This is a genomic window from Shewanella oncorhynchi, assembly GCF_030848765.1.
Classification (GTDB): Bacteria; Pseudomonadota; Gammaproteobacteria; order Enterobacterales; family Shewanellaceae; genus Shewanella; species Shewanella oncorhynchi.
Map to the genome: position 1 here is coordinate 3,501,870 of NZ_CP132914.1, position 25,966 is coordinate 3,527,835.

Annotated in this window: 17 protein-coding genes; 3 read left to right on the plus strand and 14 right to left on the minus strand. The window is 46.4% G+C overall.

Translation table 11 applies throughout. The features are described from left to right. Positions 1-343 precede the first annotated feature (343 nt). Positions 344-1,522 carry an AAA family ATPase gene (locus tag RA178_RS15695; RefSeq protein ID WP_306682685.1) on the plus strand — a complete coding sequence of 393 codons (1,179 nt, stop codon included), beginning with the start codon at positions 344-346 and terminating at the stop codon, positions 1,520-1,522. An 11-nt stretch (positions 1,523-1,533) separates the two neighbouring features. On the opposite strand, the gene RA178_RS15700 is transcribed toward RA178_RS15695, so the two are convergent. From RA178_RS15700 to RA178_RS15715, 4 genes are all read right to left on the minus strand, one after another. Continuing rightward, on the minus strand, positions 1,534-1,887 hold the full coding sequence (locus RA178_RS15700; protein ID WP_306682687.1) for a hypothetical protein: 354 nt from the start codon (positions 1,885-1,887) through the stop codon (positions 1,534-1,536). A 109-nt stretch (positions 1,888-1,996) separates the two neighbouring features. Beyond that, on the minus strand, positions 1,997-2,464 hold the full coding sequence (locus RA178_RS15705) for a DUF6386 family protein (protein ID WP_251071031.1): 468 nt from the start codon (positions 2,462-2,464) through the stop codon (positions 1,997-1,999). Between the two features lie 121 nt (positions 2,465-2,585). Continuing rightward, on the minus strand, positions 2,586-4,097 hold the full coding sequence (bdpA, locus tag RA178_RS15710; RefSeq protein ID WP_113941018.1) for a BAR domain-like protein A BdpA: 1,512 nt from the start codon (positions 4,095-4,097) through the stop codon (positions 2,586-2,588). 388 nt (positions 4,098-4,485) lie between these two features. Beyond that, the gene (locus RA178_RS15715) at positions 4,486-5,841 is read right to left on the minus strand and encodes an MATE family efflux transporter (protein ID WP_028760699.1); all 1,356 of its coding nucleotides are present in this window, start codon (positions 5,839-5,841) and stop codon (positions 4,486-4,488) included. Positions 5,842-6,242: 401 nt separating this feature from the next. Between RA178_RS15715 and RA178_RS15720 the strand changes: the two genes are divergently transcribed. Further along, a complete protein-coding gene (locus RA178_RS15720) occupies positions 6,243-7,784 on the plus strand; it encodes an MFS transporter (RefSeq protein WP_028760700.1) in 1,542 nt (513 codons plus the stop codon). A gap of 100 nt (positions 7,785-7,884) precedes the next feature. Here the strand turns inward: RA178_RS15720 and RA178_RS15725 are convergent, their stop codons facing one another. Beyond that, entirely contained in the window at positions 7,885-8,409 is a 525-nt protein-coding gene (locus RA178_RS15725; RefSeq protein WP_306682691.1) for a DUF3087 domain-containing protein, read from the minus strand. A 384-nt stretch (positions 8,410-8,793) separates the two neighbouring features. Here RA178_RS15725 and RA178_RS15730 point away from each other — a divergent pair, with 384 nt between their 5' ends. Next, entirely contained in the window at positions 8,794-9,555 is a 762-nt protein-coding gene (locus RA178_RS15730; RefSeq protein ID WP_306682694.1) for a substrate-binding periplasmic protein, read from the plus strand. Between the two features lie 79 nt (positions 9,556-9,634). On the opposite strand, the gene RA178_RS15735 is transcribed toward RA178_RS15730, so the two are convergent. From RA178_RS15735 to glgB, 9 genes are all read right to left on the minus strand, one after another. Beyond that, complete coding sequence (locus tag RA178_RS15735) at positions 9,635-10,741, minus strand: CobW family GTP-binding protein (protein WP_263206097.1); 1,107 nt, start codon at positions 10,739-10,741, stop codon at positions 9,635-9,637. A gap of 252 nt (positions 10,742-10,993) precedes the next feature. Continuing rightward, the gene (locus RA178_RS15740; RefSeq protein WP_131522993.1) at positions 10,994-12,412 is read right to left on the minus strand and encodes a DEAD/DEAH box helicase; all 1,419 of its coding nucleotides are present in this window, start codon (positions 12,410-12,412) and stop codon (positions 10,994-10,996) included. A gap of 129 nt (positions 12,413-12,541) precedes the next feature. Then, entirely contained in the window at positions 12,542-15,589 is a 3,048-nt protein-coding gene (locus RA178_RS15745; RefSeq protein ID WP_306682699.1) for an EAL domain-containing protein, read from the minus strand. A 128-nt stretch (positions 15,590-15,717) separates the two neighbouring features. Continuing rightward, on the minus strand, positions 15,718-17,337 hold the full coding sequence (locus RA178_RS15750) for a glycogen synthase (RefSeq protein WP_306682700.1): 1,620 nt from the start codon (positions 17,335-17,337) through the stop codon (positions 15,718-15,720). 103 nt (positions 17,338-17,440) lie between these two features. After that, positions 17,441-18,703 (minus strand): glucose-1-phosphate adenylyltransferase, encoded by a 1,263-nt coding sequence (glgC, locus tag RA178_RS15755; RefSeq protein WP_006085131.1) that lies wholly within the window; start codon positions 18,701-18,703, stop codon positions 17,441-17,443. Then, positions 18,696-18,842: a hypothetical protein gene (locus RA178_RS15760; RefSeq protein WP_306682704.1), complete on the minus strand. Its 147-nt coding sequence runs from the start codon at positions 18,840-18,842 to the stop codon at positions 18,696-18,698. The genes glgC and RA178_RS15760 overlap by 8 nt, the downstream gene beginning before the upstream one ends. Before the next feature lie 46 nt (positions 18,843-18,888). Then, positions 18,889-21,423 carry a glycogen/starch/alpha-glucan phosphorylase gene (locus RA178_RS15765; protein ID WP_212600350.1) on the minus strand — a complete coding sequence of 845 codons (2,535 nt, stop codon included), beginning with the start codon at positions 21,421-21,423 and terminating at the stop codon, positions 18,889-18,891. After that, positions 21,416-23,632 (minus strand): glycogen debranching protein GlgX, encoded by a 2,217-nt coding sequence (gene glgX / locus RA178_RS15770; protein WP_306682707.1) that lies wholly within the window; start codon positions 23,630-23,632, stop codon positions 21,416-21,418. Before glgX ends, RA178_RS15765 begins: the two co-directional genes overlap by 8 nt. A gap of 1 nt (position 23,633) precedes the next feature. Continuing rightward, the gene (gene glgB / locus RA178_RS15775) at positions 23,634-25,865 is read right to left on the minus strand and encodes a 1,4-alpha-glucan branching protein GlgB (protein WP_306682709.1); all 2,232 of its coding nucleotides are present in this window, start codon (positions 25,863-25,865) and stop codon (positions 23,634-23,636) included. Between the last annotated feature and the right edge of the window lie 101 nt (positions 25,866-25,966).

Below are 25,966 nucleotides of genomic sequence, written 5' to 3' on the forward strand. Positions count from 1 at the left end.
CCTGCCTATCAGATGGCGAACTGGCAGTTAAACACGGATGTTGTTCAAGTCAATCCGTGGATGCAGGGCCGCTCCATCCTGCTCTTTGATGAACGGCGCCGTCCCTAACATTTATCTGCGTACGTTAGTGACGCTTAAATACAAACCCAACATTAAGATGTTGATTTACATTGTGATATAACTACGTTCTAAGACAATCGTTAGTGATAAGCAGGGGATCTTTATCAAGTCGCTTTAACCACGTGCGATAGCGCACATACTGAGGATACCTTGGTAGTATCCTCGACTCGGTTGATAGTATTCTCGATTATGTCCATGAGGCATTTATAGTAAAGGTGAGTAAATGAACGAGGTATTACTACAAATAAAGGCGCTCACCAATGGTGATCCTTTGTTGACGGCTGTCATTGTTGGAGTATTAACATTTACGTTAATTGGACTCGTAGGCTACATGCTAAAAGATGTCCCCGCGAAGCTGTTAAGTTGGCTCAGTAGTCTGCTGTTTGTGCGGCTCACTATAGACGATAGCCATCAGGCGCGCACAGAGGTATTCAATAAACTGTCCTTTTTGATCAGTAATACTACCATTCCGTTTTTTTCACGCTCTATCTCTGAGGCTGTGTACTATGACTATAGTGTGAGTTACGACGGGCGTGTCAGTGTTAAATCTATCGGCTACGGTATGCACCTGTTTAAATACGGTGGTTGTTTCATGTTGGCTACCCGATCTAAGGTCGATAGTACGATGGCATACGATTCTATTACTGTAAGTGCACCATGGTGGGCAAAAGATAAACTATATAGTTTTTTAGAAGATACTCGTGGAGACATATCTACAGAGCCGAAAGTTAATATTTTCGAAGAAACCGAATGGTGTCGCTATGGCACATTGAAATCATCGGGTTTTAGTGAATTAGTGCTAGATGAAGAGTTTAAGCAGAAGTTGATGGGAGAAGTTGATAACTTCGCAAGTAGAGGGAAATCGGTTGTAAGTAAGCTAACCATACTGTTACATGGAAAAACGGGTACTGGTAAGACGGGTATAGCGAGAGCCTTAGCTGTTGAGTATCATCGCGATCTATACATATTGAATCTTTCGACTGTAAATGATGCCACTATTCATAAGGCGATTAGAAAGGTACCGCCCGGAGCTATGTTGTTAATAGAGGACTGTGACTGTGTAAAGGCGACGGTATCACGAACTGCAGAAAGCAATGCAGATAACCCACCACTCACTTTAGGTGGCGTTCTAAACGCGTTAGACGGAATCATTCCTCTTGATGACTGCCTTGTAATAATGACCACAAATCATCCTGATAATCTTGACCCGGCGTTGATACGTAAAGGTCGTGTAGATGTCAGTATTGAAGTACCACTTATCAGTGCAAAACAAGTTAATGAAGACTACTTTGAGCGTTTTGGCGCAGTTCTTAATAGAACTGAGCCATTGTTAGGTTGTGAAGTCTATGAACTCCATCGCAGAGCGAACTTAAGATATGGTGTGTGTTGTAAGCCAGTGTAGATGCTCTGGATTCAACAAACCATGAGGTCATGATAACCATGAATAAAAATAAACTTATCGTCTTCGGTTAGGGGTAACTGGCCAAGTTGCTGTAATCTGATTTTTAATTCAGCAAGCAGAAATACATTGTCATCCGCCAAACCGGCGGGAAAAACGGTTTTCGCAATTCTAATCGCGTTAATGGATTTATAGCGAATACACCTTTGCACAAAAAGACAATCAGTAGCCATGATCTCGGATAACACTTGATTTGAGGCTTCATAATCGAGAGGAAAGTCCTCTTCACCGACCAACTGTAGTTGCAAATACACAGGACGAGAAGCTAACAGCGTCATACATTCGCGCCATTTAGTATTATTCATCATAGAACTCATAATGTTAAATTGCTTTTTTACCCCTGATGATTAACAAGTTACCTTTGGTGTTTAACAGCCCGTATAGGGATTAAAAATGGTAGCGAATAAAGTAAGCCGCTTAAAGTAATGGGCTAGACGTAAACTCGTTTAGTACATCTTCTGAGGTTGACTCATATTCAACCACCAGTTTATGGGGTGTAAGCCGATACACTCTCACCTCAATATTCCCTCGCACAGCATAAATTAAAGCGCCGCCATAGGTTGTTTCAGGCCCAAGATCTCCTGCTGGAACTTGCTCGGCGGCGCCAATATACAGGCACCCTGACAATACTGTTAAGTTTGCAGAGAGATAATTCGAATTGAGCCCAGCCTCACCTAGCTTGCGGAAAATTTCAACCTCATAACAACCATCGGCACCAAGTCCTACGAATAGCACATGACCTTGATTGATTTCCAAAATTTCGTCACTCGGCACAGACCACCAATCAGCCGTATCTTCACAGCGATGAGTTAATGCCGCGGGATCAAATATCGCCATTGTGGCGGTATCTGTGTCAAACCGAGTTGTTGTATAGGGTTTACTCATCATCCTTGCCCACTAACAGAAATGATTCTGACTACCTGTTTTATCCTTGATAACTCCAAACCTAAAATAGAAAAATCGCCATAATTTTAGGCCGTTACTACCACTTACTTACAACAATCCTTTACATAAACGCTTTGGTGAACGCTTCCTTCGACTGGCGAATGTAGTTACGGGCGCTTTTGGCGTGCTGCTCCCACACGGCGCGATCGCTAGGATCGGTAAAGGGGTTTTGCTCGGCGGCAATTGAGCGCTCAAATTTGTCGTAGAAGGTCAGCATGGCCGAAGTGATCTGATTAAAACGTTCCTTGAACTCTTGAAATTCATCAATCTTCTCAGTGGTTTTAATCATGTACTGCACTAACTCTGCATTGCTGTTCGAAGCCAATAGCGCCTCAGCTTTAGCACTGATATTGGCACTCGCCTCAGCAATCACCAGCGCGCGTGCCTGCTCGTCTTTACTCATCACTCGGCTGTAATTTTCAGGTGTGCGGGCAATACTGGCATGCTGTAAGTAACTGCGCAGATGCTTGTCGAGATCCTTACGGAAATTATCTAAGTTCTTCTGCATACTGACTAAATCATTGTCGAGTGCAGTGACTTGTTGCAGTTCTTTTTCAATTTCAGACATAAACCGTTCGGCCTGCTGATAAATTTTCAGGCCATTTTCTTCAGCAAACTTTTTATCACTACGGCTTAAGTCACTGTTGTCATAATTAGAGCGATCAAAAGTCGCTGCTAAGAATGACTTAAAGGGTTCGGCAAAGGCGGAATACGCGCCAGCACTAACCACGTTTAAGGTGGCAGTTGCTAAGTCACCAAAGGGTTTAACCATAGAGCCTAAACGCGCCTGTTGGAGAGGCGATGCCACACGTTTAGCGTCAGTTAAAACCGACCTAAAGGTGTTATATCCCATAGGGTTAGACATTTTATTACGCTCAGACGTCGCCAACACAAAGGTGATACTTGAATAAATAGCATTCGAGTACTCGAGGTATTGTCTTTGGCTCTCGAGCTGGGCGGCATAATTTTTACCTAAAGTACGAAATGACTCAGACTGCACTTCGTAATTCTTGTCAGCTTTCAGCTTATCTAAAATCCCGCCGATAATTTTCTGCTCATTTTTTTGCAGGGCCATATCAAGGCGAATTTTACCTAAGCTCAAATCGTCCAAACTGATAGGGCCATTAATGGCCTCAATATCAAGACGGATATATTGGCGACTCGGATCATCAATAGACACTCGGTGTGCTAAATATTCGTTAGCCCCAGGGGTGATATCGATTAAAGCAACATGCTGCCACTGGGCATCGAGCTTTAATACCGGAGAGGTCAATACATTGATTCGATATTGGGTTTGAGTATTCTGGGTTTTGACCCAAAACTCTAATAGACCCGCTTCAGAAATAGGGTACTTACTGACGATACTGCTATTGCCTTCGACGCAAAGCAGCGCACTTTCACCTGTGTGAGGTTCAGCGCCTTCAAATTGACAACCCATGATCCACGACCAAGGTTGAGATAAACGATTGCCTTCGAAGTCGCTGGCAAACACTAACTCATTCTCTTTGGCACTGGCATTAACTGTCGTTAACACGCCAAGCAACAGCATAGAAATGACTGCAGTGGTGCGCATAAGGGCCTCATAAAACATAAATTACTAAAATCAACGAGCGAGTCATTCGGCTCAATACCCAGTCATATCAACGATCAATCGACCCAAAAGCCTAAGCGAACTCAGTCTATTAATTGAGGACTATAGCCTCGACTTAAGAGCACGCTTGGATAAGTCATTTTTGATTGCAGATTAAACCAGCGAAATGTACCAGAGGCCATCATCCCACGCTAGCCCTAAGTCATGTTTAACGACGAAAGATATGTGGGCAATTACAATCGGGGCCACTAATCGCCCCAATTGTAAAATTTACGTAAAACTAAACACTTATGCCCAAGCTACAGGTTACTTGTCTCGCCCCTTGTCTTGTCAATAAATCAGGCGAAACCAATACAACCCAAAGCAAGGATTAATGCAAACGTGCCTCGACTCGCTTCATGGCGTAAAACATCCATATCGTCAAGATAGTGCTACAGGTCGCGAGCGACACCCACACACCAATCACGCCGAACGCCCATGCAAAGCAGTAGATGATCGCAGCGATAAGAATAAGCTTAGCGCCCGTCAGCATAGAAGCTTGTTTCGAACAGTTAATCGCTTGGAAGAAACTCGCACCGACTAAGATTAAGCCTTCCATAGGCAACCCCCAAAAATACCAGCGCATACCTTCAATCGCCACTGGTGTTAAATTCGGATTATCACCGGCAAACAAATACACTAACCATTCAGGGCGAGAATAAATCAGCGCTAAACCTAAAGCTGCGGTGAGTAACGTCATACCAAAAGCAATATTGCGCGCTTGTTTAACCCTGTCAAAACGCCCAGCTCCCGCGTTAAAGCTATAAATGGGTTGAGTACCAAGCGCAATGCCCTCAAAAATCAGATAGAAAAACGCTTCTGTGTAACTCACCACACCATAGGCGGCCACATGTAATGGACCGCCAACCCACAAAAAAGCCGTATTATGCAGGGTTAACACTATCGACAAATAGAGATTCATCAAAAAGCTGGGGAAACCAACGCGGGCTATATTAAGGCAATTATCGAGCTTGAGCTTCATCTGCTCAAAAGTGATTTTAAGCTGAGTGCGCGGACTGAAAAAATGCTGTAAACACAAAAGCCCCGTTACCGCCTGCGACAACATAGTCGCAATCGCTGCGCCCGCTAAACCAAAGGGGAAAACCACAATAAACAGCCAGTCTAAGAAAGTGTTTAATACACCACCCAAAATCAGCACCCAAGTCACCATGGATGGCCTGCCATCATTACGCAGCAGTGTGGTGAAGGTCATTGAAATTATGGGGAAATGACACAGTGCAAAATACCAGAATAAGTATTCGTTAGCATTTTCGAGCATCTCACCTTGCGCCCCAAGGGCAACCAAAATATCTCGCGAGAATATCCCGCCAACAAGGGCAAAAAAGCATCCCGTTAATAGACATAACGTAAAGGCATTACCCAGTAGTTTACGGGCCTTGACTACATTACCTTGGCCAAGATTGATTGACACTAATGCCGCGCTACCCATACCTATCATGGCGCCAATAGCGTATAAAATCGCGCCCACAGGGTAAGCTAGCATCATCCCCGCCAGCCCTGTTTCACCTAAATAGTGGCCAACAAAGATGCCATCAATTGTCACATATACGCCCGTCACCAACATAGAGGCTATGGTGGGTATGGTATAGCGCCAAAAAAGCTTCGCAATCGGCTCCTCGAGCAAGCTCATATCCGCAGGAGCATGATTAGATGTTGTTGCTGTCATTAGCGTTTCTCACAAAAAGGGGGGGCTAGAGTCGTATCTATCTAGAAAAATGATCGGGTGAACAAAAATGCGACAATGGATTGTACCTAAAAATAGCGAGAACTCAAAGCATGTTCATTGTGAATAATTAACAATAAAGATTAATCATCACAATGACTTAAGCAGAAACAGTCCAATTTCAGCCAAATGACAAACTCAGTACAGTTCAATAACAGATGTGGGTTAATTCATCATTTTCTGCTACTTTTTTGGTGTTTAAGGCCGAATTAGGTAAAGTATCCGTTCAAGCAAGCCCATTATTGTATTTAAACAAGATGAAATCATTAACTTTATAAATTTAAGCTTTTGATAATTAATGGGTTAAATAGAAATAAATTCAATAACAATAATAAGGGAAGGACATGAGTCAGAATAGTCCAAATGCAGGCAACGATCTGCGAGAAGTCAAACAGCTCGGCATGTGGGCCTCCATTACTAGCTTAGGTTATGTGTTTTGGTTAGTTGGCGGTATGGAGTTAGTCGAGCGTATCGCCTACTACGGTGTTAAAGCCAGTGCAGGACTGTACGCTAAAGCGCCAGAGTCTGCGGGCGGCCTTGGGATCAGCCTGAGTGACTACGGCATTATTATTTCCCTCTGGGCGATCATGCAAACCTTTGTGCCCGTTTTCACTGGTGGCATGTCTGACCGAGTGGGCTACAAAGAAACCATCTTCGGCTCCACCATCATTAAAATCTTTGGCTATCTCGTCATGGCATTCTTCCCCAGCTTTTGGGGCTTCCTTGTCGGTGCATTACTCCTTGCCATAGGCACAGGGATATTTAAACCGGGCATTCAAGGCACCTTAGTGCTGTCCACTAATCGCAATAACACTTCAATGGCTTGGGGCATTTTTTACCAAGTTGTAAACATTGGCGGTTTCCTCGGACCCTTAGTTGCCGTGCATATGCGCCAATTGTCGTGGGACAATGTATTTTTCGCCTGCGCCGCAATTATCTCACTCAACTTCTTATTCTTACTCACCTATACCGAGCCTGGTAAAGCCGAGCGACTGGAACGCAATAAGCAAATAAAATCGGGTGAAGTCGAACAAGAATCCCTGTGGCGTGATGCTTGGCGCGAGTTGAAAAAGCCGATTGTAATCTACTATATGCTCGTTTTTTCAGGATTTTGGTTCTTGTTCAATGCCTTATTCGATGTGCTGCCTATCCATATTTCCGAATGGGTCGATACCAGCGTAATCGTCACCTCCCTCTTTGGCAGCGAAGGCACCAGTAACGGCATTCTGCAATTTTGGCTTGGCCTCAATAACGAAGGCACTAAGGTGATGCCCGAAGGCATGCTCAACCTTAATGCGGGCCTGATCATGACCTGCTGTTTTATCGTCGCGGCACTGACGGCTAAATACCGTATCACTACCGCCATGTTTATTGGTTGTTTGCTGAGTATTTTAGCTTTTGTGTTTATCGGTGCTTTCCATGCGGCATGGTTTATCGTATTCGCGATTGCCATGTTCTCCATTGGCGAAATGATGATTAGCCCGAAGAAAAACGAGTTTATGGGTAATATTGCTCCCGAAGGCAAAAAAGCCATGTACTTGGGATTTGTGATGTTGCCCCAAGGGATCGGCTGGGGATTAGAAGGCTACTTTGGCCCTAAACTCTACGAGATTTATGCATCAAAGGAATTGTTTTCGCGGGATTTATTGCTAGAGCGCGGCATGAACAGCACTGAGGTCAGCGCCATTCCCCAAGGTGAAGCCTTTACTACTTTGGTGAGTTACACAGGTGAAAACGCACACGATCTCACTCAATTGCTGTACCACAGCCATAACATTGGCATGGCGTGGTACATCATAGCCGCCATAGGGACTATCTCAGCGGTAGGGATTTACATCTATGGTAAGTGGTTACTCACCCTACAAAGAGCCCAGCAAGCCGCCTAAGTGACACTCGCTGACCTCATTCTGGGCAAGGACGACAAAGACAAGATAAGGGCTAGATGATGGCAAGGTGAGGAGCGATCCTCATCTTACCTCATCAGTATCAGAAAGATCTTGTCAGCAACTCAGGCGTAAATTGTTCTGGCGACAACAATAAGCCTAGGCTTTCGATTTGTGCATTCAAACGATTGAGATCATGAGTCAGTGCCGGTAAGGTCAGCGTATTATCATCGAGTGCATACACTTGTCTTAAACTGGTGTAATAAAACAGCAATATAATCAAAGCATTCACGTCATTTTGCGCCGCAGCGGCTTTAATCTTTATCAACTTGCGATAGATACGATTATGGAGTTGCTTTAATTGCCACACATAATAAATTTCGCTGAAGAAGGATTTATCCTTCAAGTTGTAAATCACTGCGCTACACAGACCCAGACTGAAAATCACGCCTAAGAGATTCAAATGGAAATTACCTGTAGGCTCACCTGGCACAGGCGTCGCCCCAAACAGCGCAATGAGTCCAGTACCAAAAATCAGCGATAACACGACTAAGCTAACAACTAGAATCACAATGAATAAATTCATATTTTTACGATACAAGGTTTTATCTATTTCCTGCAGCTTCATAACATCCCGCTCAAATAAACCGCCCAGCATTGGCGTATAAATCAATCAATGGCAGAGCATACCGCAATCCCCTTTATTCGGCCTTAACTGATTTAAACGCATAACAAAAATACATTTCTCATTCTCACTTACAAACGATACAAATTGAAACTTTTAGGCGTAACTAAGCAGGCTGAGGGATAGGATGATGTATCGATTGAAGATCAACGGCTTAATGCCCTTACGATTAATCTTCCATTTATTTCAAAACATTAAAATGTTAACGTGCAATCAAATCTGAGTAAAATTTGCTAACCTTAACCCTAGTGAATTGCATAACGATATCGCCGCTTTTACGAGAGACAGTGTTCTAACCTCCCGCATTCAAACCACACAAGGAATGCCATGATACTCAGCAAAGGCTTTGCACAAGTCGTCCTTTTGGTGCTCAGCAGCCTTTGCTTGACTGCACAGGCCAAAGACCTGCTCGCAGTGGGTTCGAGTTTCAGTCAAATTTTCGAACTACAAGCCAATGGAGAATATACAGGCTTAGGTGTCGATATTTTGAATCGCTTCGCCCAGCAGCAAAGTGTGAACATTCACTATCAAATTACCCCATGGCGCCGCGCTATCTCTATGGTTGAACGTGGCCAAGCGGATATTCTTATTGGTCCCTACGATACCCCAGAGCGTAATACCAACTTGGTTTTTGCGGCGAAGGCATTTTACCGCGATGATATGGTGTTTTATGCTCGGGCAGACAATGAAATAGTGTGGAATGGCGACTATGCCAGTATTAAAACGCAACGGATTGGAAAAATGCAGGGCTGGAGTTATGGCACACGGTTTACTGAACAAACTAAATCATTAAATATCAATGAATTTGTCGATATTAAAAGTGGCATAGAACGGCTTTCGCGGGGTGATTTAGATTTACTCGCCACCAATAGTCGCAATACCAATGCAGTGCTCGCCCAAATCAAAATCCCTAAAGCAATTACGCCAATCATGCCGATAATCGATGTCCGAGACGGCTTTATGGCTTTTCCGAAACAAGCTAAATTTGATCCGCTAAGAACTCGTTTTGACAGCTTCTTCGAGGAGATGATCCAAAATGGCACACTCACGACACTCGGCCAAAAATACCGCGTGACCTTGCCTTACTGAGCCGGCCTTACTATTCCCACCAAATCTGCCCCCTCTTACCTATGCTCACACCTGTAATAAAGAGTGATGGGGAACTCTGTTAGCTAAGACAAGCAATCAACTGCAGCTCAATCTCGTTCCAATTGACGTCGTCCATGGTAATCATTTCTAGTCTGGAATCTAAGGTGTCATCGAGTTCAACCACAGTAAACTCATGGTCAATCCAGTTAAATCCTGCAATTCCATCAGTAGTGATCATCACGGCCTTTAATCTAAGCAACACTTGCCCAACGTTGGATGACTGGGCTTGCCGCTGAATAAAATCCATTAATTTATCAAAATCAAATTCTTGACTCGGTTCAAACACCCAGCCGCAGCTAAAACAACCTTCACCTTGATTCTGCTTTCGCACGATACCGCGATCATCAAAATCAAGTGCGGCTTCGATTGCACCTTCGGCAAAGAGGCTCAACTCACTCAAGCGAAAACCACCAGCACGAAACAAGCTTGGGGCCGTCGTCGGTAGGCTGCCCAGCTTTAGGCCCGCGCTAGCATGCCCATTTATATTGAGTGACACGCGCCTTGGTTGGTTAAGATAGTCCAGCAAATCGCTAGGTAAAGGCTGTTGATTAGAGTGGCTCACTACAGGAATATCAGTACGTTCAATATGGCTTAAATAAGTCTGCAATTCATAGAGTAACTTAGTATTTTCAGCATCATACAAGTCAGACTTAGTTGCGATGATCACATCGGCCACTTGCAACTGTTGAATAAAATTTGCATGTTCGCGATAGCGAGGATCGTGGATCTTACGCGCGTCCACCAAACATAGGGTGCTACGCAGTGAAATCACATTCTGATAATGGGGCGCACTCAATACTTTAATGATTTCATTAGGATGCCCAAGCCCAGTCGGTTCAATCAATAAGCGGTCAGGTTTCGCTTTCGCAATCAACTGATTGATGGCCACTTGTGTCGGTACGCCTGCTGCGCAGCACATACAGCCACCCGCAACCTCACGAATTTGTATGCCGTTATCGGAGGAATTCAGTAACCCCGCATCAATGCCGACCTCACCAAATTCATTGACCAACACAGCCCAAATTTCATCCGCGGGTTTAGTCGCCAGCAATTGCTTAATCAGAGAGGTTTTACCTACACCTAAAAAACCTGTAATGATATTGGTGGGAATCGCTTTGATAATCATAAGGAAACTCGCTCGAATAGAAAGCTTAGCGCTCGAGTGTAGAAGTATTGGCTTTGAAGCTCAACAAAAAGCGCATCGGTGAGGATGCGCTTTTAGAATCGCGACAGGCTATGTAGCAAAATATGCAACTGACTATTCAACAGTCTAATCAACAGTCAAATCAACAAACTAGGTAACCGTTAAACGGCTAAGCTAATAGGCACTTTGCACTTATTAGCCTTGATTGTTGTGCTTAGCTTATTTTGACTTAACTTATTTTGACTTATTGGTGCGAGAGCCAAAACCTGACTTATTGCTCACCAAATTCGACTTAGGTTTAGTCGCATTAAACGGCTTACCTGAGCCAGAAGCTGGCTTAGCACGGCTAGAGGATTTATCGGCACTGGTTTTGCTATCCTGCGCTTTACCTTTCGCGTACTTACCCTGACGAGACTGACCAATAGTACGATCCTGCGGCGCCTTATGGCTCCACTTTCCAATCGGCTTAATCGGTGCTGCGGGCGCATCACGGTAACGGGCAGGCAAAGGCGTGCCTTCTTCATAACCCGGTTGTACCGACACGGGCAGTTTCTGCTCAATCAAGGCTTCAATTTCAGCGAGCATTTCATCGTCAGAAGGTGAAACAAACGAAATCGCGCGACCCGTTAATCCCGCACGGCCAGTACGACCAATACGATGGATATAGTCTTCGGCAAGGAAAGGTAATTCAAGGTTGATCACCATAGGCAAGGCATGAATGTCTAAACCACGAGCGGCCACATCGGTCGCCACCAGCACCCGCAATTTACCCGCTTTAAACTCTTCCAACACCCGATTACGGGCGCCTTGTGTTTTATCGCCGTGGAATACACCTGCGGCTATGCCATCCAGCTTTAATTCTTGCAATAAATGCTCGGCGCTTTCTTTCGTGCTGGCAAACACCAGCACTTGCCGCCAATTGTTGCGGCCAACCAATTCAGACAACAGCTCGGCTTTGCGACGTTTATCAACGCGATACACTTCCTGCACAACTGTGGATGCGGTAGTCGTGTCAGCAACATTCACCCACTGAGGTTCATTCAGCATTTTCTCGGCGAGTTGTTTGACTGCATCGCTATATGTGGCTGAAAACAACATGGTTTGATGCTGCGGCGCAATTAAGCGTTTCACTTTTTCAATGTCGCGCACAAAACCCATGTCTAACATACGGTCGGCTTCGTCGATCACTAACGTGGTAACGCTCGACAAATCTAACTGAAATTGGCCGATAATGTCGAATAAACGACCAGGAGTTGCCACCAAAATATCAACGCCCTGCTCTACCCCTTTACGCTGAGGATTCATGTTGGCGCCGCCGTAAACCGCTAAGGTTTTCAGTGGTAGGAACTGGCTGTATTTTTGGATATTTTCGCAGACTTGAATCGCAAGTTCGCGGGTTGGCGTCATCACCAACGCGCGTAAAATCGGTTTATCATTGCTGTCGCTTGTTAAAGACTCAGCCGCCAACTTTTCAAGTACAGGCAGAGCAAAGGAAGCCGTCTTACCTGTACCCGTTTGGGCGCAGGCCATAATGTCTTTGCCTTCAAAGGCAAGCGGGATCACTTTCTCTTGCACTTGAGTGAGTTGCTGATAGCCACACTCAGTTATCGCATTCAAAATAGGAGAAGATAAACCGAGTGTTTCAAATTTCATAGGGACTCTTTAGCTAAGTAGTAAAACTTTGATGCGAGGTGATACTCAATGCCCCAACGCGGGGCCGCGGAGTCTAGCAAAATCCGCGGCGTTTTTATAGGCAATTATCGCCACTAAGTTAATATCTCCTCAGACATGGGAGGCTAAAAGCGGATCCTGTAAGTATTTTTGGCTAAATTCACCCGCAGGCACAGGTCTTGAGAACAAGTAACCTTGGCCGTAGTCACAGCCTGCAGCCAACAAGACTAGCCGCTGCGCATCGGTTTCGACACCTTCGGCAATCACCTTCATTCCCAACTTGTGGGCCATCACGATAATCGCCTCGCAGAGAATTTGATCGTTTGAATCGGTATCAATATGGCGGGTAAAAGATTGATCAATTTTAAGATAATCAATATCAAACTTTTTCAAATAGGCGAGTGACGAATAGCCAGTACCAAAATCGTCCAGCGACACTTGCACACCCGCATCGCGGTAGGCCAGTAGTTTTTCGGTTACACCCATACTGGCGTCCAATAACAGGCCTTCGGTAATTTCAACACAGACTCCCGCGCCTGTAATATTAAGATCTTGCAATAACTTCAACCAATCATTGAGCAGCGTGCCTTCATCACGAAATTGAATTGGGGATTTATTGACGCTGATTTGGATTTCAATCCCTAATTCATGACGCCACGCCGCACTCTGGCGAGCGGCTTGCTCGAACACCCAATTGCCGATTTCAACAATCAAGCCAGTATCCTCCGCCACAGGAATAAACTCAGCAGGCGACACAGCACCACGCTCCGCATGATGCCAGCGGATCAAGGCTTCAGCCTTAGTCACTTCACCCGTTGCTAAGGCAACAATCGGCTGATAATGCAGTTCAAATTCTTTATTCACGACCGCTTGACGTAAGTCTTGGATCAAGCGCATGCGGTATTTGGCGTATTCCTGCATCGATGGGGTGAAATAGTTGAAGCGATTACGCCCTTGATCTTTCGCCGCATACATAGCCTGATCCGCATGCTTGAGAAGCCCTTCAATACTGGTCGAATCATCGGGATATAAAGTAATCCCGATACTGACGCTGATATAAGCGGTTTCTTCCCCTAACACATAGGGTTCGGCAATTCTTCGCAAAATATTCTCGGCGACGCGCTCAATCCCCTTATGGTCTTCCATCGAACTTAACACCACAGTAAATTCATCGCCGCCAAGACGCGCCACGACGTCGGCATCACGCACACAAGATTTCAATCGACTCGCGGTTTCTATCAGCAGTAAATCGCCCATGGCATGGCCTAAGGTGTCATTCACTTCTTTAAAGAAATCTAAGTCCAAGAACAATAAGGCAAAGTGGTTGCGATTGCGGTCGGCATTTTTCACTTCACTGCTTAAATACTCCAACAACATACGCCGATTAGGCAACCCCGTCAGCGTATCATAGTTAGCCTGTTTCCAAATCAGATGTTCATTTTGCTTCTTATCGGTAATGTCTGAGAACAGGGCAACACGTCGATAGGGATGGCCTTCTTTGTCATTAATGGTATTGATGGTTAACCAGATGACATATTCTTCGCCATTTTTGCGCCGCTGCCACATTTCCCCCTGCCATTGGCCTTTCTCGCGGATATCATTATTCATTTTGGTGTAAAAATCGCGGCCATTGAGGTCACAATAAAGCAGCCGAATATGTTGGTCCCGCACTTCAAATTCGCGATAACCCGTCATCACACTAAAGGCGGCATTGACGGTAATAATCACGCCCTTTTCATCGAGGACACTCATGGCTTCAGAGCTGTTATCGTAAACCAGTGCCGACAACTTTAAGGATTCTTCGATAAGTTTTGCGTCGGTAATATCGGTATAGGTTCCACACATACGCAGAGCATTGTTGTTTGCATCTCTGCTCACGACTTTACCTGTATCAAGGATCCACCGCACCTTACGGTTTACGGTATTTAAGCGGTACTCCATCTTATGTTGCGCCGTTTCGCCACGAATATGGGCCTCAATCGAATGCAGCACTTTAGGCCTGTCTTCGGCGACTATCGCATCCATCCATTGGCGACTATTAGCGTTGAGCATATCAACATCGCAGCCAAGAATATCGGCGCTGCGGGCGTTACGTTCGATACGATCATTACGAATATCCCAATCCCACACCCCAAGATCGCTACTACTCAACACCAGTTCGAGTTGTTCACGGCTAGCGAGCACCTCTTGGTCAGCAATGGCCTGTGAGGTGATATCTAAATATCCAGCAATAACAAGCAACACGGCATTATTACCACCGCGCTTACAGGCGACTGTCATATGGGTGTAAACCACGCTGCCGTCTTTAACGATAAAACGTTTATCCATCTCGTAATTATCGATATCCCCCCGCAGCATAAGCTCAAATTTCAGGGCATCCGCTTCTAAATCATCGGGATGGGTAATTTGTGCCCACGTCATCCGTAGCAATTCAGCTTCTGAATACTTGAGCATTTGACATAACCGTGGATTCACCTTTATCCACTTTTGATCTATCCCCGTTATTGCAATACCAATATTGCCCGCGTTGAATTGGCTCCTAAAAAGAAAATCATCCTGCAGACGAATTTGTTCATCACGCTCTAATTCAAAACGTCGCGATAACAAGCGGCTCAATAGCCAAGTCGCAATCGGGAAAATGGTCAATACTGGGAGGGTCACTTTGGCGAGTAATGGCATTGCTATGCCATCGGGTAGAAATAAGAACCACAACAACATCACGATATGAACGGTATAGGCAAAGAGAAAAATTTCTCCACCTGAAATATTGGCTAACAGAGACTTACGATATTGACGCCAGATCACCCCGATTAAACCGGATGACACTATCACGCCGACGCCAATCCATATACCAGCGCCACCGATACTGATGCGATACAGCGCGGTCATCACGACAGCCACTAAGGTCGGTAAACCACCGAAAAATAGACCAGAAATACAGAGAATAACTGAACGGGTATCAAAGAAAACGCCAGGCAAATATACCCAAGGCGTACTCATAATAGTGATACCAATACCACCGATGAGCATCCCAATAATGATGCGCCACAGTAAAAAATACTGCCGCTGATGCTTTTTAGGAATCACGTCGTACAAAAAGACCAACGCCAGCAATAAAGCCGCATTTTGTACTAACGGAAAGAGAATACCTTTATCCATAACTCAGAGAGCGACTCCAAAAATGAGGGGGCTTGATACCATTTTAACATTCCCCCACAAGTGTAGCAGAATCACTTAGAAATCATGCGTTAATTCCCTTTGCCGCATCACACTTTGGACTTACCACATTACATTTTGCAATAGAGTTGTTGACGATATTGCTCTGCAATAGAATGCCAGTCAAAACGCTGTGCCATGGCCGCAGCACGCACTTGTGGCCATGTTTTCCCCTCGAAACAAGCAATGGCTTGCGTCAACCTTTGCAGAAACGCTTCGGCCTGCTCATTTAAGCTATTGCCGTTAAAAGCAAAACCATTAACGCCATCCTCAACGGTATCCTTTAAACCGCCTACACTATGCACTAAACATGGCTGTCCCGCGCGCATGGCCAACATTTGACTGATGCCACAGGGCTCAAAGGAACTTGGCATCAAAAACAGATCGCCATGCTGATACAGCGCTTCGGATAACGCCTCGTTGTATCCCTGCAAAAATAATAGGTTATCGTATTTAGCCCCTAACGCTTGAAAAGACTTAGCAATCGATGCATCGCCACTGCCGAGTAAAATCAGCAGCGCCGTCGGTTTTGTTTGCTTCAATGCTTTAAGTAAGGTTTCAAGCACAGATAAACCCGAGGGCAATTGATGGCGCAGCAGTAAGACTTTTTGATCGGTCAAACGGCCCACCGAAGTCAATAACAGACTCGGTACTTGCTCCGCCATTGCTTGACGCCAATGGGCTTGGGTGCGGGCAAAAGCAATCATGTCCACGCCACTCACTTGCGTTTGATGCCCCTGCCATTGCACTAACGCAGTTTCAATCGCACTGAGCAATTGCTTGAACTCGGGTACTTGAATACGCGCAGGTGGCTTAGCGGGTAAATCCGATACTGACGAATATACACAGCCATTTAAAATCCCCACCACTTTGCCGTCATTGGCCTTGACCTGTAAGTCATGTTCTAGCCCTTCACCACCAAAGAATCCCGCCTCTGGTTTGGAGGGCTGCAACACTTCCTTGGCATAACTGGGCGAGACTAAATGCACTTTGTCGCTCAGCACTATGCCCATACGCATAGGGTTAACACAGTAGGGATAACGGGGATCAGTAATTAACTGTTTTTGCCCCAGCGTCAAAGTGGCAAACAGCTCGGGAAACCAAGCCGCAAAGGAGGATGAGTCTTGGCTTAAGGGACGTATCCCCTGCAGTGCAAGATTGTGGATAGAGAACACACACTCAATTTCTTTGAGAACACTGAACTCAGGCACGAATGCTCTTAACATGGCTAAGCAGCCCGCATGCCAGTCATGTAAATGCAGCACAGTCGGCATAGGCACTCGGCCAGTAACTAATGCTGTCGCGACGCTCGCGCAAAGGAAAGCAAACTTAGTCGCATCGTCGGCGAAAGGACGCTCGGCACTGCCTTGGCTATAAATCTGCCCAGGTACGGATTGCCATAATGCATGTTCGAGCAGATAAATCATCGCCTCTGGCACATGGGGATGGGGCATGGCAAACAAATGCACTCGCTCCAAGCGACCACCAAAGGCCACAGTTAACTCACCCAGATCTTGGGGTTGATTCGCTACCGCAGTTAAAAAGCCATAGCTTGGCATGATCACATCGGCGCACAAATCAACACCCGCCAGAGCGGCGGGTAAATCACGGATGACATCCGCCATACCGCCAACCTTGGCGCCCGCAAGGGCACCGTTTTCAGCCGCGACCATCAAAATGCGTTGTTTCAATTAATTGGATACTCCCGCTACTTCAACTGTGCAGCTTTTATTAAGCTGCCTATACCTAAGCCATTTTTACTTTAATGATCAGTTTACTTTAATGATCAAAGCACTATTCATAGCCTACAGGCAAACCTAGCATGTCACGGGTCACTAAGGTGACGCCTTTTTCCGACACCCTAAAGCCTTTAGCTCTGTCGTGATCATGGTTATAACCTATCACCATGCCTTCGGGAATAATGCAGCCACGGTCAAGTATCGCATTCTTGATTTTGCAATGGCGCAGCACGACTACATCGGGTAGCACTACTGAATCTTCAACTAACGAATAAGAACAAACGCGCACTTCGTTAAACAATACACTACGGCGCACTGTCGCCCCCGAAATAATACAACCGCCCGAAACAATCGAGTCCAGCGCCATACCGCGTCGGTCATCGTCATCAAACACAAATTTAGCGGGTGGTAATTGTTCTTGGAAAGTCCAAATTGGCCATTTCGCATCGTACAAATTCAGTGCTGGCGTAGGCGATAACAGTTCCATATTCGCTTGCCAGAAAGAATCTAGCGTACCCACATCGCGCCAATAGGCTTGCTCATTTGGGAAAGCGCTCTTAAAGGGATAGGCGAACACATTATGTTTTTCGATGATCGCAGGAATAATATCCTTACCAAAATCGCGATCTGAGCTTTCGTTTAAGGCATCTTTCTTGAGCTGGTCAAACAAAAACTCTGTGTTAAACACATAGTTGCCCATAGATGCTAAACACATTTCAGGATTACCCGGAGAATGCTTAGGTTGCAGCGGCTTTTCTTCAAAGCCTAAAATGCGCATCTCTTCATCGACTTCCATCACCCCAAACGAACCCGCAGCTTCGGCAATCGGCACTTCAAGGCAAGAGACAGTCATATCTGCACCCGACTCGGCATGGGCAGCTAATAACCCAGCATAATCCATGCGATACACGTGATCGCCAGACAACACCATCACGTATTTAGGCAGCTCGTGGCGAATGATATCGATATTTTGAAATACCGCATCGGCCGTGCCTTGGTACCAGTTTTCCGAATAGCGTTGTGAAGCGGGTAAAATCTCCACCGACTCGCCCAGCTCCTTCTTAAAATGGCCCCAACCGCGCATCACATGGCGGATCAAGGAATGCGACTTGTACTGTGTGACCACACCCACGCGGCGAATACCTGAGTTGATGCAGTTAGACAGCGGGAAATCGATAATACGAAACTTACCACCGAAATACAGTGCAGGTTTAGCACGCCAATCCGTGAGTTCATGCAAGCGAGACCCGCGCCCACCAGCTAAAATCAACGCATAGGTTTCACGAGTTAAATTACTGATATAACGAACATTAGACATAGGCTCTTACTCCGAAATCGGCAAACTGATTGCCCATAAATGGCTTATCGATACGGCAGACACTGCCGTACTCCCCTGAGTATTTCTCACTTGCATTCCCCATTCCTTCCATTGATTGCTGCGTTCCTTTCAAACACATATACTCATCCGCTATAACAAGAGACTTATAACCAAGAGCTCAACCCTTACAGTTTCCAAATTTCATCGCGATAACCTGCGATCGTCACATCACTCGAAAAACGTCCGCTGGCGGCGGTATTGCGAATACTCATCTGCGTCCACACCTGCGGATCTTTATAGGCCCGCGCCACGGCTTCTTGCACGACTCGGTAACTGTCAAAGTCGGCGGCCGTCATCCATTGATCGTCGCTACTTTCGATGGCGGCAATAATGGGATCGAAAATCCCCGGCTCAAGCAGATTGAAGTGACCACTTTTGAGTAACTTCATCACCTCAGATAACGCCGGTGAATCATCAATAATACTGCGCGGATGATAGTGACTACGTACCTGCGAGACCTGCTCCGCATTGAGTCCAAACAGGAAGAAGTTCTCAGAGCCCACTTCCTCTAACATCTCGATATTGGCGCCATCCATAGTGCCGATTGTCAGGGCGCCGTTCATCATGAACTTCATATTGCCCGTGCCCGATGCCTCTTTGCCCGCGGTTGAAATTTGCTCGGACAAATCAGTCCCCGGACAGATTTTTTCCATGGCGCTGACGTTGTAGTTTGGTAAGAAAGCAAAGCGTAGGTAAGGCGTCACCATAGGATCGGAATTGACCATATGAGCAACATTGCTGGCGAGCTTGATGATCAACTTAGCCATAAAGTAACCGGGCGCCGCTTTACCGCCGATCAATACACAACGTGGCACCATGTTTTCGGTGTGGCCTTGCTGGATCTGATGATAGAGATGGATCACATGCAAGATATTGAGTAACTGACGTTTATATTCGTGAATACGCTTCACTTGCACGTCAAACAGCATAGCCGGATCGAACTCAACCCCACATTCCTTAACAATCATCTTAGCCAGCAAAGCCTTGTTGGCTTGCTTCACATCACGCCATTTTTGGATAAACGCATTGTCCTGTGTGAGAGCATTGAGCGCCGTTAACTGGCTTAAGTCTGTCACCCATTCTTGACCTAAATGGGCGGTCAGTAACTTAGCTAAGGCAGGGTTACAATGGGCAAGCCAACGCCTTGGCGTCACACCATTGGTACGGTTATTAAACTTATGCGGCCACAACTCATAGAAATCCTTAAACAACCCAGATTTGAGTAGTTGCGTGTGTAAACCCGCGACACCGTTGACCGAGAAACTCGCCACAATCGCCAAATACGCCATGCGCACATGGGGATGTGGACCATCTTGAATAATTGACATACTCGCCAATTTCTCACTATTTCCAGGCCAATGGTGGGCGACTATATCTAAGTAACGGGCGTTGATTTCATAAATGATTTCTAAGATGCGTGGCAGCATTTGCGCCATCATACGCACGGGCCAACGCTCTAGTGCTTCAGGCAACAGGGTATGGTTAGTGTAAGCCATGGTCTGACTGGTAATCGCCCACGCACTGTCCCATTCCAAACCGTATTCGTCGATCAATAACCGCATCAACTCAGGCACGGCAATGCTAGGGTGAGTGTCATTCAACTGCATGACATTTTTAGCGGCAAACTGCGTAAAATCATGACCATGACGACTCACCCAACGTTTGAGTAAATCCTGCAAGCTAGCGGAGGATAAAAAGTATTGCTGACGTAATCGCAGCTCTTTGCCGTTCTCGCTCGCATCATTTGGATAGAGTACCATAGTGATCTGCTCGGCCAAGTTTTTACGGGCCACGGCTTCTGTGTAGTCGCCTTGATTAAACTCAGCTAAATCAAAATCATCGGTCGCTTCAGCCTTCCACAATCTCAAGGTATTTACCCGCCCATTGCGATAACCAGGAACTGGCATGTCATAGGCGACGGCGAGCACATCTTGGGTTTCAACCCAAATAATGTGCCTACGGCCTTGTTTATCGACATAGGATTCGGTATGGCCAAAAAATGGCACTATTACGTTGTGGGTAGGGACACGCACTTCCCACGGATTACCTTCGCGCAACCAACGGTCAGGGCGTTCAACTTGGTAACCGTCGACTATCTTCTGGGCGAACATGCCATATTCGTAACGTATGCCATAACCCGTCACTGATAAGTCCATGCTGGCGCAGCTATCGAGGAAACACGCGGCTAATCGACCTAGGCCGCCGTTGCCTAAACCAGCATCATGTTCGGCCTCTTCTAACTCTTCTAACGATACCGCATAGTTGCTCAAGGCATCACGGCTATCTTGTTGCAAATCTAAACTCAGTAGTGCATTACCTAGCGCCCGGCCCATCAAAAATTCGAGGGATAAATACGCCACTTGCTTGCGCTTAAAATGGCTGTCATCCACTCGAGTCTGACGCCAATTATCTAGCATCTGTTCTTTCACGCTGTATGCTAACGCTTGAAATAATTCGCAGCTCACGCCTTCGCCACGGCTGAGTCCATAACGTAAATGGCGCTCAAAAGAAGCGGGCAAAGCATCGCAGGGTTCACAGGGCTCAGCGGCTTTAGACTTAGTCTGACGTTTAGCGGGAGCTTTCTTGCTCGCGGCTTTTGACTGAGCTAGTGTTACTGGTTTTTCGCTGGTATTGGGGCTCAGCTCGCTTTTGTCACTCATAGTTAATTCCTTCATTTCCTATAAAATCAGCATGAAAAAGCATGAGACTACGATCTTGCAGTAAGTATCGCGTCGCAGAGATCTGAACATCCAGCGGCTCAGTTTGGGTATGAATAAGGCATTGCCACGGACTCAAGTGCTCGAAAGTCGGCAGGGTAAAAGCGAGAGGATTGTCGTCGGCATTAACCATCAACAGCAAAGCTTGCTGCTTGCCTTGATCTTCTAAATCACCGGAAAGCACCACAGACAAACTGCGGCACATAGATTCGGTCCACAAGCTCTTGGTCATTTGTTCACCTTGGCGACTAAACCAATCTAATCGAGTACCAATATCGGCTAAGGATTCAGCCAATAACTGTTCGTGAATGAAGCGCTTAGCACATAACAGCGGGAAACGTTTCCGCAGAGCAATAAGCTGTTGAGTAAAGGCCAACAGCTCAGTGTCCATGTCCTTTGCCGACCAATCAAACCAGTTCAGTTCATTGTCTTGGCAATAGGCATTATTGTTGCCTTGCTGAGTGCGGCCTGTCTCATCACCGCTCAACAACATAGGCACACCTTGAGATAAAAATAGCGTAGTCAATAAGTTACGTTGTTGACGACTGCGAAGTTCTAGAATTGAGCTATCTTCGGTTTCCCCTTCAATCCCATAATGATGGCTGAAGTTTTCTTGGTGACCATCGCGGTTATCCTCCCCATTTGCCAAGTTATGGCGCTGGGTATAACTCACTAAGTCTTTAAGAGTAAAACCGTCGTGACTGGTTAAAAAATTAAGACTGGTCGCAGGTGGACGGCCACTGTGCTCAAAAAAATCCCCCGAGCCGTGAAAACGCCGAGCAAATTCGGGCAACATGCTGTGATCGCCGCGCCAAAAGCGGCGCATAGTGTCTCTATATCTGTCGTTCCACTCGCTAAAGGCCACGGGGAAATTGCCCAATTGATAACCACCGGGGCCGATATCCCAAGGCTCAGCAATTAATTTCACTCGGCATAAAACAGGGTCTTGCAACAGCGCATCGAAGAAACCTGAGCCGGGATCAAAACCATAGGCCTCGCGACCTAAGCAAGCCGCCAAGTCGAAGCGAAACCCATCGACGCCCATGATTTCTACCCAATAACGCAGCGAATCTAGTACGAGCTGTAACATGCGTGGATGATTGATATTTAAGGTGTTTCCGCAACCCGTATCATTAATATAAAAACGCTTATCATTCGGATGCAGGCGGTAATAACTGAGATTATCTATGCCACGAAAACTAAAGGTCGGCCCAAGTCGACTCCCCTCGGCGCTGTGGTTATAGACCACATCGAGGATCACTTCGATACCTGCGCCGTGAAGTGCATCCACCATGGCCCGAAACTCACCAATGTTGTCGGATGACAGATAACTCGGCTCAGGGGCAAAAAAACCGATACTGTTATAGCCCCAATAGTTAGTGAGCTTTTTCTCGAGCAAAAATGGCTCAGTGAAAAAGGCCTGTACAGGAAGTAACTCGACACACGTCACCCCAAGTTCGGTCAAATAATCGATAGCAGGCTGAGTCGCTAAGCCCGCAAAGGTGGCACGTTTATGGGGTTCAATCTCAGGATGCACCGCCGTAAAGCCTTTAACGTGCATCTCATAAATGATGCTGCGCTCTAGGGGTTTGGGCTGAAACCTCGTCGCAAGGGGCTGAATCGACTGCTTGGCAGCTATCTCGATTAATGGACGAATGTCCACGACCTTGCATTTTGGCACATAGGCAGTGTTATCTAACTTACTGAAAGATAAGTCTTCATCCATGTGGTTCAGCTCGTAACCATAGTTAGACTCATGGTCGTGATATTCACCGACGAGCTGGCGCGCATAGGGGTCGAGCAATAATTTATTGGGGTTAAATCTGTGACCAAGCTGAGGCTCATAGGAGCCATAAACGCGATAACCGTAGAGTTGCCCCGCCTTAAGCCCTTGCACAAACACATGCCAGATTTGCTGGGTTTGTTCAGTTAACACAATACGCGCGATTTCTTGCTCGCCATTGTCATCAAATAAACATAACTCGACCGCTGTGGCGTTAGCTGAAAATAACGCAAAGTTGACGCCATCGCCTTCAACATTAGCACCGAGCGGAAAAGGCTCACCTACCCCTAACGCCCATTTTTCGCTTTGAAATGGGTGGTTTTTAGCGTCAGGGTTGAGCTTAATATCATCAGCCGTGGGCTTTTGCATGCTAGTTCGCCTCAGCCAATCCAGTTGCAGGCCCTATCACTAGGCAGCCCAAGGGCGGCACAGTGATCAGCGCGCTCTGCGCCATTCCCTGCCATGGCAGCGACTCAGCAACCACAGTGCCCGCATTACCTTGATTACTGCCACCATAAATCTGGCTATCGCTATTAAGATATTCGCGGTAATCCCCCGCCAAAGGCAAACCAATACGGAACCCAGTGTGTAATTGGGGCGTCATGTTGATGACAAACACTAACGGCGCATCACCCGCTAACCCGTAACGCACAAAGGTAAAGATGCTGTCGCGGCTATTCTCACAATCTAGCCAACTAAATCCTGCGCCCTCGTAATCCTGAACCGATAAGGCTGGCATTTTTTGATATAAGTGATTGAGATCTTTAAGCCAACGCTGGACGCCTTGGTGCGGCTCGTAAGCCAATAAGTGCCAATCTAAACTCTGGTTATGGTTCCACTCATTTCGCTGACCAAACTCGCAGCCCATAAAGAGTAATTTCTTACCTGGATGCCCCCACATAAAACCGTAATAGGCACGCAGAGTTGCAAATTTCTGCCAATCATCACCGGGAATTTTATGCAGCAACGAGCCCTTGCCATGGACCACTTCATCGTGACTCACGGACAACATAAATTGCTCGGTATAGGCGTACATTAAACTGAAGGTCAATTGATGATGGTGGAACTGGCGGTAAAGCGGATCTCGGCCTAAGTAGCTTAAGCTGTCATTCATCCAGCCCATGTTCCATTTAAAGCCAAAGCCGAGACCTTGCTGATCCGTCGGCTTAGTCACCCCCGCAAAAGCGGTGGACTCTTCGGCAATCATGCAAATGCCGGGGAAAGCTTGGTACAAGCGTTGATTCAAAATTTGTAAGAAACTAATGGCCTCAAGATTCTCCCGTCCACCATAGGCATTGGGCAGCCATTGGCCCGGCTCGCGGCTGTAATCGAGATACAACATAGAAGACACGGCATCGAGACGCAGGCCATCAAAGTGAAATTCCCGCAGCCAGTAACAGGCATTACTCAACAAGAAACTGCGCACTTCACCGCGATCATAGTTATAAATTAAGGTATCCCAATCGGGATGTGTGCCCTTGCGAGGATCTTCATGCTCATACAGACATGTGCCATCGAAACGCACTAAGCCGTGGGGATCCTTAGGGAAATGCGCCGACACCCAATCAAGGATAATACCAATTCCCGCCTGATGGCAGGCATCCACAAAGGCCTTTAACCCATTGGCATCGCCAAATCTGTGGGTCGGCGCATAGAGACCCACTGGCTGATATCCCCACGAACCATCAAAGGGAAACTCGCTGATCGGCATCAGTTCGATGTGGGTAAAGCCTTGCTCCTTCACATAGGGAATCAGCTGTTCAATCAAGTCTTGATAATCAAGATATTGCTCGCCTTGCTCTCCCTTACGACGCCACGAACCTAAGTGCACTTCGTAGGCCGACATGGGCGCTTTATGCCAAGCAGTCGCCGCTCGTTTACTCATCCAAGCGGTATCATTCCAGCTATGGTGAGCTTTTTGGGGCACGATAGAAGCATTATGGGGCGCGCATTCCATTTGGGTTGCCATAGGATCGGATTTAGTATGGCGCTCACCATTTTGATAAACCAAATCAAACTTATAGTGTGCACCTTCAGCCACATTGGGTAAAAATAGCTCCCATAAACCATTGGCAATATGTTGGCGCATCACATGGCGAGTATCGTCCCAATGGTTAAAATCTCCCACCACAGAAACCCGCTTAGCATTGGGTGCCCACACACAAAAATGCACACCTTCGACGCCTTGGGTTTGACGCCAGTTGGCCCCCAAAAATTCATAGGCACGCTCGGCGCTGCCTTCACCAAACAGGTAAATATCATCACTATTGAGCAGTGAATCAAACTGATAAGGGTCGACTATATCTAACTGACACAGGGGATATTCCACCCGTAGCAAGTAGAGAAACGGCTTGACGCGTCGTCCCAGAGTGCCGGCGAACAGTCCCTGCTCGTTGACCTTGTCCAGACTCGCCACTTTGCGGCCATCTTTAATGCTGATCACATCCACACTGAGGGCATTGCGAAAAAAACAACGAACAATTAATGCCTTACCATCGTTGGCACTGTGCATACCCAAGAGCGAAAAAACATCAGTGTATTGACCATTAAGTAGGGCGACGTCGGCACCATCGTAGAAATAGGCATTGGCTTGAGTCATCATTTTTCTTCCGTTTATCAGTCAATTAAACTTGCAAATTGGCACTCTTTACCCACATCCCCCTAATAATCTCATCTTTAGGGATGGCATAATGTGGTGCGACA